Below are 15,587 nucleotides of genomic sequence, written 5' to 3'. Positions count from 1 at the left end.
GGCGATGACGACCGCCGCCGATTACTCCGAGAAGATCCCGAACAACGTCGAGCTGCACGAGGACCGCCGTTTGCAGCGGGCCCTGGAGTCCTGGCAGCCGAACTTCCTGTCCTGGTGGGAGTCGATGGGCCCGACGCTGCCGACGCAGGACGTGTACCTGCGCACGGCGGTCAACGTCGGGCGCGAGGGCTGGGCCCACTTCGGACACGTCGCGATGCGCGACTACCGCTGGGGCATCTTCCTGGCCGAACGCGACCCCGACCGGCGCATCGGCTTCGGCCAGCACCGCGGCGAGCCGGCCTGGCAGCAGGTGCCCGGCGAATACCGCGCCGATCTGCAACGGCTGATCGTGATCCAGGGCGACACCGAACCGGCCAGCGTCGAGCAGCAACGCAACCTCGGCGCCACCGCCCCGAGCCTGTACGACCTGCGCAACCTGTTCCAGGTCAACGTCGAGGAGGGCCGACACCTGTGGGCGATGGTCTACCTGCTGCACGCGCACTTCGGCCGCGACGGCCGTGAGGAGGCCGAACTCCTGCTGCACCGCAACTCCGGCAGCCTGGAATCCCCGCGCATCCTCGGCGCCTTCAACGAGGAGACGCCCGACTGGCTCAGCTTCTTCATGTTCACCTACTTCACCGACCGGGACGGCAAGTACCAGCTCGGCACGCTGAAGGAGTCCGCCTTCGACCCGCTCTCGCGCACCTGCGAGTTCATGTTGAAGGAGGAGTCGCACCACATGTTCGTCGGCACCACCGGCATCGACCGGATCGTGGCGCGCACCGCGCAGCTCATGCGGGAGCACGAGACCGATGACGTCGTGGCGTACGGCGCGATCCCGCTGAACACGATCCAGAAGTACCTCAACTTCCACTACTCGGTCTCGCTGGACCTGTTCGGCTCGGAGACGTCCACTAACGTCGCGAACTACTTCACCGCCGGTATCAAGGGGCGCTGGGCCGAGGGGCGGCGTAAGGACGACCACCGGCTGACCGACGACTCGTTCCTGGTCGACGCGCTGATCGACGGGAATGTCGGGCAGACCGAGGTGGCCGCGCTGGTCGGGCTGAACACGGATCTGCGGCGCGAGTACATCGGCGACTGCCAGAACGGCGTCAACCGCTGGAACCGGATCCTTCAGGAGGCGGACCTGCCGCAGCGGCTGCGGCTCCCGCACATCGCGTTCAACCGGCGGGTCGGGGCGTTCTCCGGGATCGAGGCGACTCCGGAGGGCGAGTTGGTGTCGGCTGAGGAGTGGGAGCGGCGCGAGGGCGAGTTCCTGCCGACCGACGTCGACAAGACGTATGTGCGTTCCTTGATGAAGCCGGTCCACGAACGTGGGAGGATCGCCGCGTGGATCGCCCCGCCGCGGGTGGGGATCAACGGTAGGCCGTTCGAATACGAGTACGTACATCTCGCCTAGCGCCCATAGCTCCTCCCCGTTGTCTCGTTTCCTTTGCCCCTCAGGAGATCAGGCCCGCTGATGCTCGACGGCATGACACTGATCGACGTGCACCTGCACGCCGCCCGGCTGCCCACGCTCAAACCGGCCTGGCAGGCCTGGGCCGACGACTTCGGCGATCCGGACGTGCTCGGCGAGGTGTATGACGACGCCGGAACCGTGCGCCCGGCGGCCTTCGAACGGTACCTGGCGCGCGAAGGCGTGGACATCGCGCTGGTACTGGCCGAGTACAGCCCGAAGGCCACCGGGATCCAGCCCATCGAGGACCTGCTGCCGCTCACGGCCGCGAACCCGGCGCGGATCAAGGCGATCGCGAACGTCAACCCGCACCTGCACTATCCGATCGAGGAGGAGTTGCGGCGACAGCTGGACCTCGGCGCGGTCGCCTGCAAACTCCACCCGGTGCACGCTGGGGTCGCCGCCAACGACCCCAGCCTGTACCCGGCGTACGAGCTCTGTCAGGCGGCCGGGATCCCGCTGGTGGTGCACTGCGGCACCAGCACGTTCCCCGGGTCGATGAACAAGTACGCGGACCCGCTGTTTCTGGACGACGTGCTGCGCGACTTCCGCACGCTGAACATCGCACTGGCCCACGGCGGGCGCGGCTGGTGGTACGACGCGGCCGCGTTCATGGCGCTGACCAACGAGCGGGTGTGGATCGAGCTGTCCGGGCTGCCGCCCTCTCGGCTGCGCACCTACTACGCGCAGCACAGCTGGCAGCGGCTTACCAGGAAGATGATCTTCGGGACGGACTGGCCCGGAGTGCCCGGGATCGCGCGCAACGCCCGGGCTGTCGCAGAGCTCTGCCCCGACGAGGAGACCGCCGCACTCGTGCTCGGCGGGAACGCCGCGCAGGTCTACAACCTGAAGCCGACGGGGTGAGGGTGAGCCCGAGGGCGCGCCGCCTGGGGCAGCAGCTCCCAGCTCCCCTACTCCTGCGCCGCCAGCTCCGACCAGTGGGCCTGGGCCGCTGTGTTCCATCTCTGATGTAAGTCCTCGAACACGCTAGCGGCTCGCAGCCCGATCCACTGTGGCGGCAACAGTTCCGGCGGCAGTTGCGGATCCAGGCTCGGGAAGCGCCGCCACTCGTCCACCAGGCGGATCTGTGCGTACAGCACCTCGTCCGGGGATTTCGGGCTCAGGCCGGCGAACTGGAGGAGGAAGTCTTCATACGCCTCGGCCAGTTCGCCGGTGTGCCAGGCCAGCTCCACCATCGAGCGCTCCGAGCCGACCCCGGCGAAGGGGCCGCAGAAGGAGATCGCCTCGGCTTGCAGGCTCAGCTCCTCGACGATCTGTTTGGCCTCCGCCTCGCGGGTGGTGTGCGGGCTGACCCAGACCCCGGGAGCCGGGCTGCCGAGCCCCGCCCACGTCAGGCTGTTGCGAAGCCGGTGACGCAGATCCCGCTGCGTCTCCGGCACGCTGACCAGCAGCACGAGCCAGCGGCCGTCCCAGGACTCGCGGTCCCGGCCGAAGGAGTAGATCCGCTCCGCGCCCTCGGTCAGCAGGACCGTCCCGTGCGCCGTCAGGGCCCAGCGCACGCGGCGGCCGACGCGTTCGGTCCCGATCCAGCCGTCCAGCGCCATCCGGTTCAGCGCCTGCCGCGCGGTCTTCTCCTCGATGTTGAGGCCAGCCGCCACGTGCAGCAGCGTGGAGGTCCACACCGGGACGCCGCCGGGGCGGACGTACTCACCGAGCACTGTCAGCAGGAGCGAGCGGGCGCTGCGGGCTCCGGTCTGCTGGCGGCGCGTCAACGATGGGACGGGCTCCAGATCATCGTCCGCGCTCATGGGGCCATTCTACAAGGATGGCTCGGTACGTCTTGGTTTGGTGGACGGACTAGCTTGGCGGACGGATTGGCTCGGTGGGCGAATTGGCTCGGTGAGCGAATTGGCTCGGTGGACGAATGGCCGACCGCGAGCAGCCGCGCCGGGTTGGCGATCAGCATCCTGTCGATGGCGTCGGAGCTGATGCCGTGTTCGCCGAGGTGCGTCAGGAACACGCGTCCGAGGTAGCCGTAACCGTGGCGGCCGTGCGTGGCGGGGTTGAGCCACATCTGGCCGCCGGTCAGGTGCTGGGACAGGACGATCTGGTCGGCGTATCCCTCGGCGACGAGCGTGGCCAGCCGGTGCGCCCGGGTGCGGTCCGACTGCTTGATCGCCGGCTTGTCGAAGCGGCCGTCGGGCTGGCTGTCGGGCCGACTATCGGGCTGCCGGCCGTCCGGCGGGGGCCGGCGCACGTCCCAGTACTCCTTGCCGATGGAGTCGAAGCCCACGGTCACGCCACGGTCGAGGACGCGGCGGACGTAGTCGAGGTCGGGATGGTTGTCCATGTGACCGATCACCACCCGGTCCAGGGGCACCTCCTCTTCCTGGAGGAGATCGATCTGTTCCAGGGCCATCGTCCCGTGCGTCGTGTGCGTGTTGATCGACAGTCCGGTGCGGTGATGCGCGCGGCCCACCGCGCGCAGACCGCGTTCCTCGTGCTCGAGGACGCGGCCTTCGCTGGTCGGCTGCTCGCCGAGGATTCCGGCCCGCACCCCGCTCTCGCCGATGCCGGTGGTGGCGTCCGCGACGAACCGGTCCACGAGCTCGTCGATGCCGGCCCGCCTGACCCACTCGGGACTGAACTCGGCGCGATAGGTGGCGGTGCCCGAGATGACGTGCAGCCCGCTCGCTTCGGCGATACGCGGGAGCAGCGCCGCGTTCGCGCCGTGCGCGTCCCGTCCGGCGTCTCCGTATGGGCTCAGATCGACGACCGTTCCGAAGCCCGACGCCCGCAGGCCGCTCAAGGCCGCCACCGCTGCCGCGATCCGCGCCTCGTCGAATTCGGTGGCGTCGAAATCGGCGGCGTCGAATTCGGCGGCGCCAGCCGGGCCGCCGAGCACTCCCGGCCCCGGCAGCAGCGAGAGCAGATGTTCGTGGGTGAGCACGCGACCGAGGCCGCCGGGATCCACATCGCCGCGTACCGTCCGGCACACGGCCTGGCTCGATTCCATGCCCCGCACGCTAGCCGCCGACCACTTCGGCGGCTGCCGAACCGTCCCGGGCGGCGGCCAGCGTCCAGCGTCCAGGAAGAGTTTGTTTCAATTTGCCACCGATGTAGTCTTGTTTCACAACCGGATGACCCCCGAGTGCACCCGAGGAGGAACCGTGGCCAGCGAGCAGCAGACCGACACCAAGCTGTGTCCGGTAATGCGCACCGTCGACCTGGTGGGCGACCGGTGGACACTGCTGATCCTGCGCGACGCCTTCGACGGCCCGCGCCGCTTCAGCCAGTTGCAGCGCAGCCTGGGCATCGCCAAGAACATCCTGAGCGACCGGCTCACCGGCCTGGTCGAGGCCGGGATCCTGCGCACCGAGCCGGCCGCGGACACCTCGGCCTACCAGGCCTACGCGCTGACCGAGAAGGGCGCCGACCTGTTCGACGTGATCATCGCGCTGCGCCAGTGGGGCGAGCGCCACGCCTTCGACCCCGGCGAGGACTACCGGCCGCTGCTCGACCAGCGGACCGGGGAGCCCCTGCGACACCTGGCCTATGCCCGGCCCGACGGCAGCCCGGTGCGTCCGGAGCAGACGGCACTCGGCGAGCCGCAGCCGATCGAGACAGCGCAGCGGTGACGGGTGTGGGGCAGGCGCGAGGAAACCGTAGCCAGCACGAAGCAGCCACCCGGTACCGGAGTACCGGATGGCTGGTCCAGCGATGAGACTCGCGGAGCCAAAGCCGGAGCCGGAACCGCAACCCGAAGCCGGAGCCCAAGCCGGAGCCCGAGCCGGAGCCGGAGCCGGAGCCGGAGCCGGAGGCTAGCTGGCTGGCTGGCTCGCTGGCTGGCTGGCTGGCTGGCTGGCCTACTAGCTCAGCGTGAGCCCGATCGGCCCGGCGAGCACCGTATAGCCATCGTTATCGAAGTAGTAGACCTCGTAGTCACCCGGACCGTAGTTCGCGGTGAAAGTGCTGCTGCCGCTGGTTCCGGGCGTGTACTGCCAGGCGGTGGAGCCCTGGGTACCGGGGGTGTCGCCGGGCTTGTAGATGCCGATCCAGTTCTTCGCGCTGTTCGTGGCCGCCGGCGTCGTGTAGTTGAAGGTGACCGAGGCGCCGTTGGTCACAGTCGGCGTCGCGGTGGTCAGCGTCGAGGCGGTGTTCTGGTTCTGGCCCCAGGCGTCGTTGACCGTGGCCGCGTAGGTGTCGTTGTTGGTCATCGGGGCCAGGCCGAGGGCCTGGTCCACGGTGCGCGCCAGACCGTACTGGTCGGTGCGCTGAGAGCTGGTGTAGCCGGCCTTCACCGAGTTCTGCGATCCGAGCAGCAGGGTCGGGATGTTGTTCGGATAGCCCTGGCCGAAGGACTTACTGGAGCTCTCGTCCCATGTGAGGATCAGCAACGACTTCTGCTGGGTCCACGCCGGGGAGTCGAAGATGGTCGGCAGGGTGTTCTGGAGCCAGGTGTCGCCGGCCGTGACGCCGCAGGACTCCATGTCGTCGCAGTCGTCCGGCTCGAACCAGACGAAGTTCGGGGTGGTGGCCGTCGACTTGAGGTCGGTGGTCATCTGGGTGAGCGGCTGGTCGTGCTGGGCGCAGTAGCCGGTTGCCGACTCGTCGGACTTGAAGTCCTGGAAGAACGTGAACGGCACGTCGTCCGGGGCGTAGTAGGCGTGCGAGGAGTAGTCGCAGTTGCCGTTCTCGTTCTCCACGTACGTCTTCCACGTCTTGCCCGCGGCCTCGACGCTGTTGCCGAGGTTCGGGGCGTTGATCGTGGTGGTGGCGATGCTGTTGTCGTGCAGGCCGTACAGGCCGCCGGCGGCGAGCGCCACGTAGTTGGGGTCGGAGGGGTGCGTGGTGGCGTAGGCCTGGCTCAGCGACGTGCCCTGGGACAGCAGGCTATTGATATATGGAGCCTGCGAGGTGTTGCCGACGATGCCGGAGTAGTCCTGGTTCTCCATGTAGACCACGAAGACGTGGTCGTAGCCGCCGGGAACCGAGGACGGCGGGGCGGTCAGGGTCGGCGTGGGCACGTCGGCGCCGACCGTCAGCGACACGTCGTCGGCGTAGCCGTCGGTGGTGTTGCCGGCGGTCCAGGTGAAGGCCAGGTCCACGCGGATCGAGCGGGTGCCGGCCGGCAGCGTCCCGGCGTCGTCGCGTTGCAGGAGCTCGGTGGTGTTGCCGCGGTCGGTGTTGGTCACCGGCGCGATGGCCGAGGTGCCGAGCGAGGCGCCGGAGCCGTCGAGGAAGGTGGCCGTCATGCCGACGCGGTCGTTCTGGTCGGCGTACCCGCCGAGCCAGCCGGACATGTCGAACGGGACTCCCCCGGCGTCGATCGCCGAGGCGGCGGCCGAGACGTCGACGGTCTGCGCCAGGTCGGAGTCGCCGGTGGCACCGCCGTCGAAGAACTGGCTGCCGCGGTCGGGCGAGCCGGGGGTGTTCGCGTCGGGGTAGCCGGAGGCGCCGTAGCACACGGCGTTCGGCTCGCCCGCGGCGATCGTCCACCCCGGCATCGTCATGCCGTCCAGGCCGTCGGACGAGCACTGGGCGGCGTCCTCGGCGCCGGGGTCGACCAGCAGGTTTGCGCTGGTCGCGGCCGCGGCCGCGGTTCGGTCCGTCGCGGCCTGGGCCGGGCGGGCGGTCGTCACGGACATGACGCCGGCCAGCAGGGCCAGCGCGGCAGTCGAGGCGACCAGCGCGGCCCGGCCGCCTCTCGCGGTTCGGGAACTCATACAGGATCCTTTCCGACGGCGACTGTGATGCCGACTTCGGCCGGCCGGGACACGACTATGCGGCGGTGACATTGACGGGAGATCTGTGCCCGGTGAACGGATCGAAGTTGTATAGCCAACACCGAGTTGTCTGACCAACTCCGGTCCTTGGGCACCGTAGCGCCGACCGCCACGGACGGCCAGGGTCATGTCAGCCTCCACACTCTCCAAGCGCAGCGCCGACTATCGTCTGGTGAGTGGATGTGAGTACAACGGATCTCGGCGAACACCCGGCCGAAGACATCGAAGCCGAACCGCTGATCCGCTACCGCTCGCGTCGGCGGCGCTGGCTGCGGCGACTGGCTAAGACCGTCGCAGCGTTCTTCATCGCCGGCACCTTCCTGTCCACCACGTACAACGCCGCCACCAACGCCAGCGCCTCCGTCCCCTCCGGCCTGACCTACGTCCAGGCCGGCGACGTCCGGACCCGCTACCGCCAGTGGGGCACGACCGGCACGCCGATCGTCCTGGTCCACGGCTTCGTCGAATCCGCGGACACCTGGCAGTACCTCGCCCCGCTGCTGGCCGCGCAAGGCCACCGGGTCTACGCGCTGGACGTCGACGGCTGGGGCTACACCCAGCGCGTCGCCCCCTTCGACGTCGGCCACCAGGCCCGCCAGGTCGACGCCTTCATCCAGGCCCTGCACCTGGCCAGGCCGATCCTCGTCGGCCACTCCAGCGGCGCGGCCGTCAGCGCCCTGGCGGCCCTGGACGAGCCGGCCGACGTCGGCGGCGTCATGTTCCTCGACGGCGACGGACTGGCCACCGGAGCGGGCCAGAAGACCCCGCTGACGCACCTGTTCCTCAACCCCTATCGCACGTCCCTGATGCGCCTGGCCATCCGCTCCGACACCGTCATCCGCGCGATCTACGGCGCCACCTGCGGCTCCGGCTGCCCGAAGCTGGACGCCGCGGGCCTGGACCAGTGGCGGCGCCCGCTGGAGGTCCCCGGCGCCGAGGAATCGTTGTGGAGCATGGTGAACCTCGGCGTGGCCGGCCTGCCTCCGTCCCGGCTGGCCGCACTCGCCACGCTCCCGATCCCCAAGGCGGTCGTGTTCGGCGGCGCCGACTCCTCCTATCCCCCGCACTCGCCGCAGACCACCGCCGCCCGCATCGGCGCCCCGGCCCCGACGATCATCCCCGGTGCCCAGCACCTCACCTCGGTCAACAGCCCGGCGGCGGTGGCCGCGGCGGTCGCGGCTTTGGAGGCGCGCGCCGGCTGAAAGGCGCAGCGGCGCGTCAGCTAGGAGCCGTAGTTGCGCGTCAACTGAGAGCCGCAGTGGCGCGTCAGCTTCCCGTCGCCCACCACCTGGCTTTTCAGCAGCCTCGAGAATTCCTCGCCCGAACCTGTCACACGGCGCCCGCCTCCGCGCGTTGAACCTTATGTGGACGTCAACCAGCGCGGGCGATGAAGGCAGAGGAGATGAAGGATGATCGGCAGGCCTTCCAGGAGTTCACTGCCGCCCACGGGGCCCGACTCTTCCGCACCGCGTACTTCCTGGCCGGTGGGGACTGGCACCTGGCCGAGGACCTCATGCAGGACACGCTCGTCAAGGTGTTCGTGGCGTGGCGGCGGGTCAGCAAGGTGGAGAATCAGGCGGCCTATGCCCAGACCGTGCTCACCCGCACCTTCATCAGCCAGCGGCGGCGCAAGCGCTCTTCGGAGCAGCCGATCGCGGAGCCGCCGGAGCGGGTCATCGAGGACGTCGATTCCACGGTGCGGCTGACGCTGCTGGCGGAGTTGGCGCAGTTGTCCGCGCGGGATCGGGCGGTGGTCGTGCTCCGGTACTGGGAGGACCTGAGCGTCGAGGACGTGGCGGCGGTGCTGCACATCAGCTCCGCCTCGGTCCGCACCCAGTCTTCGCGGGCGTTGGGCCGGCTGCGGGTCGCGCTCAGTGAGGTGTTCCCCGAACGACTGCCCGGCTAGCCACCGCTATAGGTCCGAACTGACACAGATCCGAACAGACGCAGATTCCCAGTACACGCACCCAGTACGCGCACCAGTACACGCACCAAAAGGAAGGACGGCCGGGCTGTGTCCACCGACATCTTCGAGACCGCCGCGGACGGCACCGGAACGGTGCGCGCCGCGTTCGACACCACCGCGGCCGAGTGCCGGCCCGACATCGACGCCCTGACCCGCCGCGCGCTCGACCGCGGCCGGCGGGTCCGGCGGCACCGGATGGTCGGCAAGGCCGTCGGGTCGGCGGCGGCCGCGGCGGCGATCGGGCTGGGCACCGCCTACGCGCTGAACGACTCGGGGACGTCGGCGCGTCCGGCCAACATCCCCGGCAGCGGCACGTATGGCGGCAATCAGGGACCTGACCTGCCCGATCTGCCCGGCGCGCGGACTCCGACCGACCTGTTCCCGACGCCTACGTCGGACACACCGGACATGTCGGCCACCTCAGATGCATTGGACACGCTGGACATGTCCATGGCCATGCCCACAGCCACGGTCACCGCGTCGGTGGCCAGCGCCGTCGCGACCTGGCGGGCGGCGCACCGTGGCACGTTGACCTTCCTCAGAGCGGCCGCCTGGATGTAGCCCGCTCCACCCCCGAACAAAAACTCTAGATCTCAACCCCCACGGAGGGCCGTCGATGCTCACCGCGTTCTTCCGCGCGTTCCGCATGCCCGATTTGCGAGGAAAGTTACTATTCACCCTCGCCATCATGGCCCTCTACCGCTTCGGCGCGCACCTCCCGCTCCCCGGCGTCGACACCCGGACGCTGGCCGCGTGCACCGGCGCTTCGTCCCGGTCCGGCTCCGGCAGCGGCAGCGGCAGCCAGGCCTTCGGCCTGCTGAACCTGTTCTCGGGCGGAGCCCTCCAGCAACTATCCATCTTCGCGCTCGGCATCACGCCCTACATCACGGCGTCGATCATCCTGCAACTGCTCACCGTCGTGATCCCGCGCCTGGAAGCGCTGAAGAAGGAAGGCCAGACCGGGCAGGCGAAGATCACCCAGTACACGCGCTACCTGACGATCGGCCTGTCGGTCCTGGAATCGACGATGACCCTGACCGCCGCCCGCAACAACCCCGGCTACCTGCTCGGCCAGAAATGCGACGGCGTCGCCGTCTTCTACCCGACCGTGACCTGGGAAGGCATGGCGGTGATGGTGATCATCATGACGGCCGCCACCTCGCTGCTGATGTGGCTGGGCGAACTGGTCACCGACCGCGGTGTCGGCAACGGGATGTCCGTCCTGATGTTCACCTCGATCGCCGCCAGGTTCCCCGGCTCACTGTGGGCGATCAAGCTGAACTCGCACACCCTGGGCGGCTGGCCGGTGTTCGCCGCCGTCCTGGCGCTGGGGATGCTGGTGGTCGCCGCGGTCGTCTTCGTCGAGCAGGGCCAGCGCCGGATCCCGGTCCAGTACAGCAAGCGCATGGTCGGCCGGCGCGCATACGGCGGCACCTCGACGTACATCCCGCTCAAGCTGAACCAGTCCGGCGTGGTGCCGGTCATCTTCGCCTCGTCGCTGCTCCAGATGCCGGTGATGCTGGTCGGCCTGACCGGCGGCAGCACGACGACCCGGGGCTGGCAGGGCTGGATCAACCGCAACCTCACCACGACGATCCACGGCTACCCGCTGACCTACACGCTCTCCTACCTGCTGCTGATCCTGGGATTCGCGTTCTTCTACATGTCGATCACCTTCGACACCGTGGAGATCGCCGACAATATGAAGAAGTACGGCGGCTTCGTCCCCGGCATCCGCTCCGGACGGCCGACCGTCGAGTACCTGCACTACATCGCGACCCGCATCACCTGGCCCGGCGCGCTCTACCTGGCGATAATCGCGGCGATCCCGATGATCGCCCTGGACCGGCTGCACGCGACCGCCAGCTTCCCGTTCGGCGGCACCACGATCCTGATCATGGTCGGGGTCGGCCTGGAGACCGTGAAGCAGATCGAGTCGCAGCTCCAGCAGCACAACTACGAGGGGTTCTTGCGATGAGCGACGGCTGGTGACCGGTGAACGACCGCCCTTGAGCGTCGGCCGGCTCAGTGCCCCACCCTCACCCTCAGCCCTTGCGCCCCCAACGCCGCCCCTTGCGCCCCTGCTCCTCCGACTGTCCGCCGAACGGATTGCTCCGCAGGAACTCGATCGCGTCCGGGTCACCGAGGTCCGCAGCACGCTGATACCACTGCTGCGCCTCGCCCATCCGATCGGTGCGGGCGCACAGGTAGCCGATGTTGAGCACCGCGGTGACGTCGCCGCCAGCCGCCAACCGCCGCATCACCGGCTCGGCCTCGCCGAACCGCTCGGCGCCCATCAGCCTCGACGCCGTGAACTTCGCGGCCCGCAGGTCGTCGTCCAGCACCGCCGGATCGATGGCCAGCGCCTGCTGATAGGCGGCGACCGCGTCGTCATCTCGCCGCAGCGAGCGCAGGATCTCGGCCCGGAAGCAGTGCAGCTGCGGGTCGTCGTCCCGATGCCGAGCCAGCCGGTCGAAGGCGGCCAGCGCCTCCTCCAGCCGTCCCAGCTGCCACAGCGTGGTCGCCCGCCCGACCTCGACGATCGGCTCCTGCGGCCGGATCGCGGCGGCCTGCTCGAACTCGGCCAGCGCCTCGGCATTCCGGCCCGCCTTCTGGAGGGCGCGCGCTTCGTCGAAGTGCCGCAGGAAGCCGTCGTCCGGCGGCGGGGCGGGCCGGCGTCCCGGCGGCGGCAGCAGCTTCGCGATGTCCGGCTTGCGCATCTCGCCGCCGCACACCGCGCACTGCGGCTGGCTGAACAGGCCGGTCTTGCCGGCCAGGCAGCGGTCGCACAGTCCGGCGCCGCAGTCCGCGCAGAGCAGGAAATCGGCGGTGACCAGCTCCGGGCTCTGGGCCACGACCGGGTTCCCGCCGGGGATCCGGGAGACCGAGAGCAGACGCTCGCAGTTCTCGCCGGTACATTTGAGCAGCATGACATCACTCCCGTTTGTGCAGGCTCGGGGCGTGCGACCCATCGTCGCACACCACCGATGGGGTCGGGGGGCGCGCCGATGACGGTGCCTGTTGCCGACGCGTTCGCCGACCACTATGCCGTCGTGGGCCTGCTCGGCCGGGGCGGGATGGGGGAGGTGCACCGGGTCCGCCACCTCGGGTGGGGTATCGACCTGGCGATGAAGTCGGCGCTGCCGGGCGTCCTGCACGACGCCGCCGCGCGGGAGAGCTTCGTGCGCGAGGCCGAAGCGTGGGTCACGCTCGATCCGCATCCGAACGTCGTGGCCTGCCACTACGTCCGGATGATCGAGGGCGTGCCGCGGATCTTCGCGGAGTACGTGGCGGGCTCCGATCTGGAGCAGTGGATCGGCGAGGGCCGGCTGTATCAGGGCTCGCAGGAATCGGTCCTGGCCCGGATCCTGGACTTCGCGATCCAGGCGGCCTGGGGGCTGGCGGCGGCGCATGGGCAGGGCCTGGTCCACCAGGACGTCAAGCCGTCGAACATGATGGTGGCCGGTGACGACACGCTGAAGGTCACGGACTTCGGGCTGGCCAAGGCGCGCGCGGTGGCGACGCGCGCGGTGGCGCCTAGTCAGGCCGGGCAGGCATCTGATGCCGGCGTCGTCACCTATCGCGGGATGACGCCCGCGTATTGCTCCCCGGAGCAGTTCCGCCGCGAGCGGGTGACCCGGCAGACGGACGTGTGGAGTTGGGCCGTCGGGGTGCTGGAGATGTTCTGCGGCGGCATCTCCTGGATCAGCGGGCATATCGCGGCAGAGGCGCTGGAAGCGTTCCTGAGTGATCCGGATCCGCAGTATCCTGCGATGCCGGTCGGCGTCACGCATCTCCTGTCGCAGTGCTTTGCACCGGACCCTGAAGAGCGGCCGCAGGGGATGATCGCGGTCGCCGACGCGTTGAAGGACGTCTACCAGCGCGAGCTCGGGCGGGCCTATCCGCGGGCGTACCGTCCGACCGTCCGGAGCCTGGGCGACGTGCTGAACAACCGGGCGCTGTCCCTGGTCGACCTCGATCGCCCGGCCGAGGCCGAACAGACGTGGCGCAAGGCGCTGGCCACCGAGCCGCACCACCTGCCGACCCTCTACAACTCAGGGATCTGGCATTGGCGCCGGGGCGGGCTCACCGACGAGACCATCCTCCAGCAGCTCGACGCCGCGGCCGACACCGATCCCGACGGCTGGGTCGCCGGGTATCTGAAGTGCCTGGTGCTGCTGGAGAGCGGGGACCTGGGCGGCGCCCGGACTCAGAGCACGGATGTGCTCGACCTGGCGCCGACGGCCGACGCCGAGGAGCTTCGGAACCGATTGGCACGCGCCGATCCCGGCCCGGTGACACCCTACTTCCCCGCCTTCAGCGACCACGTCCTGAGCGCGGCCTGGGTCGCCGATGGAAGCCGGGTCGTGGTGGCGACCGACCGGACGAACAGCGGCTCTGATATCAGTTTCCTGAATCCCGTCACCGGAGACGTGACGCCTCTGCTGACGGACACCGGTCACCGCGGGCTCATCCAGGGCATCGCCCTCGGCGAATCCGGCGATGTCCTGCTCACCGGCGGCGAAGACGGGACGGCGCGATGGCGGGATCTGGTCGGCGGCCGGTCCGGCGTCCTCCGGATGGACGGCGCGGTGCATTCCGTGTGGCTCAGCCCGGGTTCGGGCATGGCGATCGTCGCGAGTGACACGACCGTGTTGGTCTGGAACATCGCCCGGGACCGCGTGATGAGCGAGACGTCGGTCGAGTCCTACGGCCTGCGGGTGAGCCAGGATTGCCAGACCGCCGTCGCGTTCGGCCACGAGCGGGCGCTGTTGTGGGATCCGGTGACCGGCGAGGTCCTCGCCGAGATCCCGGCCGGCGACAGCGTCATCGGGGCGGCCGACATCAGCCTGGACGGAACCAGTGCCCTGATCTGCCACGCGGACGGACGCTTCGAGCTCTGGCGGACCAGGCCGGCGCAGAAGCTGCGCGAGTGGCACGGCTTCCGCAGGAAGGCCGAGTTCGCGCAGCTGAGTCCCGACGGCGCGTACGCGTTCACGTCAGGGAACGAAGACCGGCTCCGGCTCTGGGACATCGCCGCCGGCCGCTGCCTTCGCACCTTCGACGAGCCGCTTCCCGGCGCCGCGCGCACGATCGCATGGAGCCCCGACGGATCCATGGCTTTCGTGGGCGGCGTCCACGGCTCCGCCGAACTCCGCCCCGGGCCGAGCCCGACCAACCCCAGCCCCTACTGGCCCTCACAGCTGCGTTTCCAGATCGAGGCGTCGGTCGCCGCCGAGCGCGCGGCCGTACTCACCGCCGACGCCGAGCGGGCCTGGCGCACCGGTGACCTCGCGGCCGCCCTGGACGCCGTCCGGGAGATGCGCGAGCTGCCCGGCCACCGCTTGCTGCCGGAGACCACGCGGGCCTGGCGGCTGCTGAGCGAGTCCTGCGAGAAGACGACGCTGACCGGGATCCGCCTGGTGTCGACCCTGGGCGAGCGCACCGGACGGGGCTGGACCCACGCCGTCCACGTCAGCCCGGACGGCGGCACCGGCTTCTCGGCCAACGCCGACGGCCGGGTCACGCGCTGGGATCTGGAGCACGCCGAGCAGGGCTCCACCCGCTGGATCACCGCGCCATACCTGATGCGCGTCACCGCCGACGGCCGCTACCTGCTGCTGATGAGCCGCGACGGCAAGGCGGCGCGACTGCACATCCTCGGCACCTTCGAAGGCCACGAACTCAATGTCCGAATCCCCGAGGCGGTCGAGGCATACCTGAGCATGGACGCCACACGGCTGATCACCGTCGCCCCCACCACGCCGACCGGCGAGACCAGCGAGGGCCTGGCCGCCATGAAGTTCACCCGCATGCCGCCGGTGGAGCGGATCACCTATCAGTGCACGCATGGAACCCCCGCGAGCACCATCCAGGCCCGGGACCTGACCACCGGCCAGACGATCTGGACCCGCCCCCTCGATCTCCCCGCAACCGCCCTGGCCCTCAGCCGCGACGAGACACTGACAGTCGCATGCACCTACGACACGCTCCTCGCGTGGCGCACCGACACCGGCGACCCGCTGTGGCAACTCCACGAACCCCGCGCCGACTGGAGCGCCCTGGCCACCGACGCAACCGGCTCACGAATCCTCGCCGCCGGCGCCAACGGCACCCACCTCCTGGACGCCACGAACGGCTCCACCCTGCGGACCCTCCCCACCACCGACTGGCGCGTCCTGTCCGCCGCCCTCTCCCCCGACGGCCGCATCGCCCTGACCGGCGACACCCACGAGCAGGTACGAATCTGGGACCTGCGAAACCCCGGCCCCGAACCGGTCCGCCGCCTGCGCGGCCTGTCGATGGTGGACGCGCTGGCGCTCAGCGACGACTGCCAGACGCTGGTGGTGGGGCACTCGGATGGGTCGCTTCAGTTGTGGGCGGTGGATTGGGA

The 15,587-nt window shown here is 69.7% G+C and carries 12 protein-coding genes; 8 read left to right on the top strand and 4 right to left on the bottom strand.

Annotated elements, in window-relative coordinates:
• Window positions 1–4 precede the first annotated feature (4 nt).
• A complete protein-coding gene (gene boxB, locus IZR01_RS29160) occupies window positions 5–1,423 on the top strand; it encodes a benzoyl-CoA 2,3-epoxidase subunit BoxB (RefSeq protein ID WP_194925726.1) in 1,419 nt (472 codons plus the stop codon).
• Window positions 1,424–1,495: 72 nt separating this feature from the next.
• Window positions 1,496–2,344 (top strand): amidohydrolase family protein, encoded by an 849-nt coding sequence (locus tag IZR01_RS29155; RefSeq protein ID WP_228560455.1) that lies wholly within the window; start codon window positions 1,496–1,498, stop codon window positions 2,342–2,344.
• A 47-nt stretch (window positions 2,345–2,391) separates the two neighbouring features.
• Here the strand turns inward: IZR01_RS29155 and IZR01_RS29150 are convergent, their stop codons facing one another.
• Both IZR01_RS29150 and IZR01_RS29145 read right to left on the bottom strand, forming a co-directional pair.
• A complete protein-coding gene (locus IZR01_RS29150) occupies window positions 2,392–3,249 on the bottom strand; it encodes a PaaX family transcriptional regulator (protein WP_194925724.1) in 858 nt (285 codons plus the stop codon).
• Window positions 3,246–4,457 (bottom strand): phosphotriesterase family protein, encoded by a 1,212-nt coding sequence (locus tag IZR01_RS29145; RefSeq protein WP_194925723.1) that lies wholly within the window; start codon window positions 4,455–4,457, stop codon window positions 3,246–3,248. The genes IZR01_RS29150 and IZR01_RS29145 overlap by 4 nt, the downstream gene beginning before the upstream one ends.
• Before the next feature lie 196 nt (window positions 4,458–4,653).
• On the opposite strand from IZR01_RS29145, the gene IZR01_RS29140 reads away from it, so the two are divergent.
• Entirely contained in the window at window positions 4,654–5,079 is a 426-nt protein-coding gene (locus IZR01_RS29140; protein ID WP_228560459.1) for a winged helix-turn-helix transcriptional regulator, read from the top strand.
• A 231-nt stretch (window positions 5,080–5,310) separates the two neighbouring features.
• Here IZR01_RS29140 and IZR01_RS29135 read toward each other — a convergent pair whose 3' ends face one another.
• Window positions 5,311–7,167 (bottom strand): alkaline phosphatase family protein, encoded by a 1,857-nt coding sequence (locus tag IZR01_RS29135; RefSeq protein WP_194925721.1) that lies wholly within the window; start codon window positions 7,165–7,167, stop codon window positions 5,311–5,313.
• 236 nt (window positions 7,168–7,403) lie between these two features.
• Here IZR01_RS29135 and IZR01_RS29130 point away from each other — a divergent pair, with 236 nt between their 5' ends.
• The 4 genes from IZR01_RS29130 (at window position 7,404) to secY (ending at window position 11,171) form a co-directional block, all read left to right on the top strand.
• Window positions 7,404–8,429, top strand: a complete 1,026-nt coding sequence (locus tag IZR01_RS29130; RefSeq protein WP_323747129.1) for an alpha/beta fold hydrolase — start codon at window positions 7,404–7,406, stop codon at window positions 8,427–8,429.
• Between the two features lie 200 nt (window positions 8,430–8,629).
• Complete coding sequence (locus IZR01_RS29125; RefSeq protein ID WP_194925720.1) at window positions 8,630–9,133, top strand: SigE family RNA polymerase sigma factor; 504 nt, start codon at window positions 8,630–8,632, stop codon at window positions 9,131–9,133.
• A 108-nt stretch (window positions 9,134–9,241) separates the two neighbouring features.
• On the top strand, window positions 9,242–9,754 hold the full coding sequence (locus tag IZR01_RS29120) for a hypothetical protein (RefSeq protein ID WP_194925719.1): 513 nt from the start codon (window positions 9,242–9,244) through the stop codon (window positions 9,752–9,754).
• A gap of 55 nt (window positions 9,755–9,809) precedes the next feature.
• On the top strand, window positions 9,810–11,171 hold the full coding sequence (secY, locus tag IZR01_RS29115; protein ID WP_194925718.1) for a preprotein translocase subunit SecY: 1,362 nt from the start codon (window positions 9,810–9,812) through the stop codon (window positions 11,169–11,171).
• A 67-nt stretch (window positions 11,172–11,238) separates the two neighbouring features.
• Here the strand turns inward: secY and IZR01_RS29110 are convergent, their stop codons facing one another.
• On the bottom strand, window positions 11,239–12,123 hold the full coding sequence (locus IZR01_RS29110; RefSeq protein ID WP_194925717.1) for a tetratricopeptide repeat protein: 885 nt from the start codon (window positions 12,121–12,123) through the stop codon (window positions 11,239–11,241).
• Window positions 12,124–12,201: 78 nt separating this feature from the next.
• On the opposite strand from IZR01_RS29110, the gene IZR01_RS29105 reads away from it, so the two are divergent.
• Window positions 12,202–15,587, top strand: a 3,386-nt coding sequence (locus IZR01_RS29105) for a WD40 repeat domain-containing serine/threonine protein kinase (RefSeq protein WP_194925716.1), incomplete at its 3' end; no start/stop codon positions are given.

This window comes from Catenulispora pinisilvae (assembly GCF_015356865.1).
GTDB lineage: Bacteria > Actinomycetota > Actinomycetes > Streptomycetales > Catenulisporaceae > Catenulispora > Catenulispora pinisilvae.
Note: the sequence above shows the minus strand (reverse complement) of the source record. Positions and strands in the feature narration are given on the sequence as shown.

Excerpts from the sequence above, each read along its gene's own strand:
- IZR01_RS29145 (WP_194925723.1), bottom strand. The coding sequence starts at position 4,457 with ATGGAATCGAGCCAGGCCGTGTGCCGGACGGTACGCGGCGATGTGGAT.
- secY (WP_194925718.1), top strand. The coding sequence starts at position 9,810 with ATGCTCACCGCGTTCTTCCGCGCGTTCCGCATGCCCGATTTGCGAGGA.
- IZR01_RS29155 (WP_228560455.1), top strand. The coding sequence starts at position 1,496 with ATGACACTGATCGACGTGCACCTGCACGCCGCCCGGCTGCCCACGCTC.
- IZR01_RS29135 (WP_194925721.1), bottom strand. The coding sequence starts at position 7,167 with ATGAGTTCCCGAACCGCGAGAGGCGGCCGGGCCGCGCTGGTCGCCTCG.
- IZR01_RS29110 (WP_194925717.1), bottom strand. The coding sequence starts at position 12,123 with ATGCTGCTCAAATGTACCGGCGAGAACTGCGAGCGTCTGCTCTCGGTC.
- boxB (WP_194925726.1), top strand. The coding sequence starts at position 5 with ATGACGACCGCCGCCGATTACTCCGAGAAGATCCCGAACAACGTCGAG.
- IZR01_RS29140 (WP_228560459.1), top strand. The coding sequence starts at position 4,654 with ATGCGCACCGTCGACCTGGTGGGCGACCGGTGGACACTGCTGATCCTG.
- IZR01_RS29125 (WP_194925720.1), top strand. The coding sequence starts at position 8,630 with ATGAAGGATGATCGGCAGGCCTTCCAGGAGTTCACTGCCGCCCACGGG.
- IZR01_RS29150 (WP_194925724.1), bottom strand. The coding sequence starts at position 3,249 with ATGAGCGCGGACGATGATCTGGAGCCCGTCCCATCGTTGACGCGCCGC.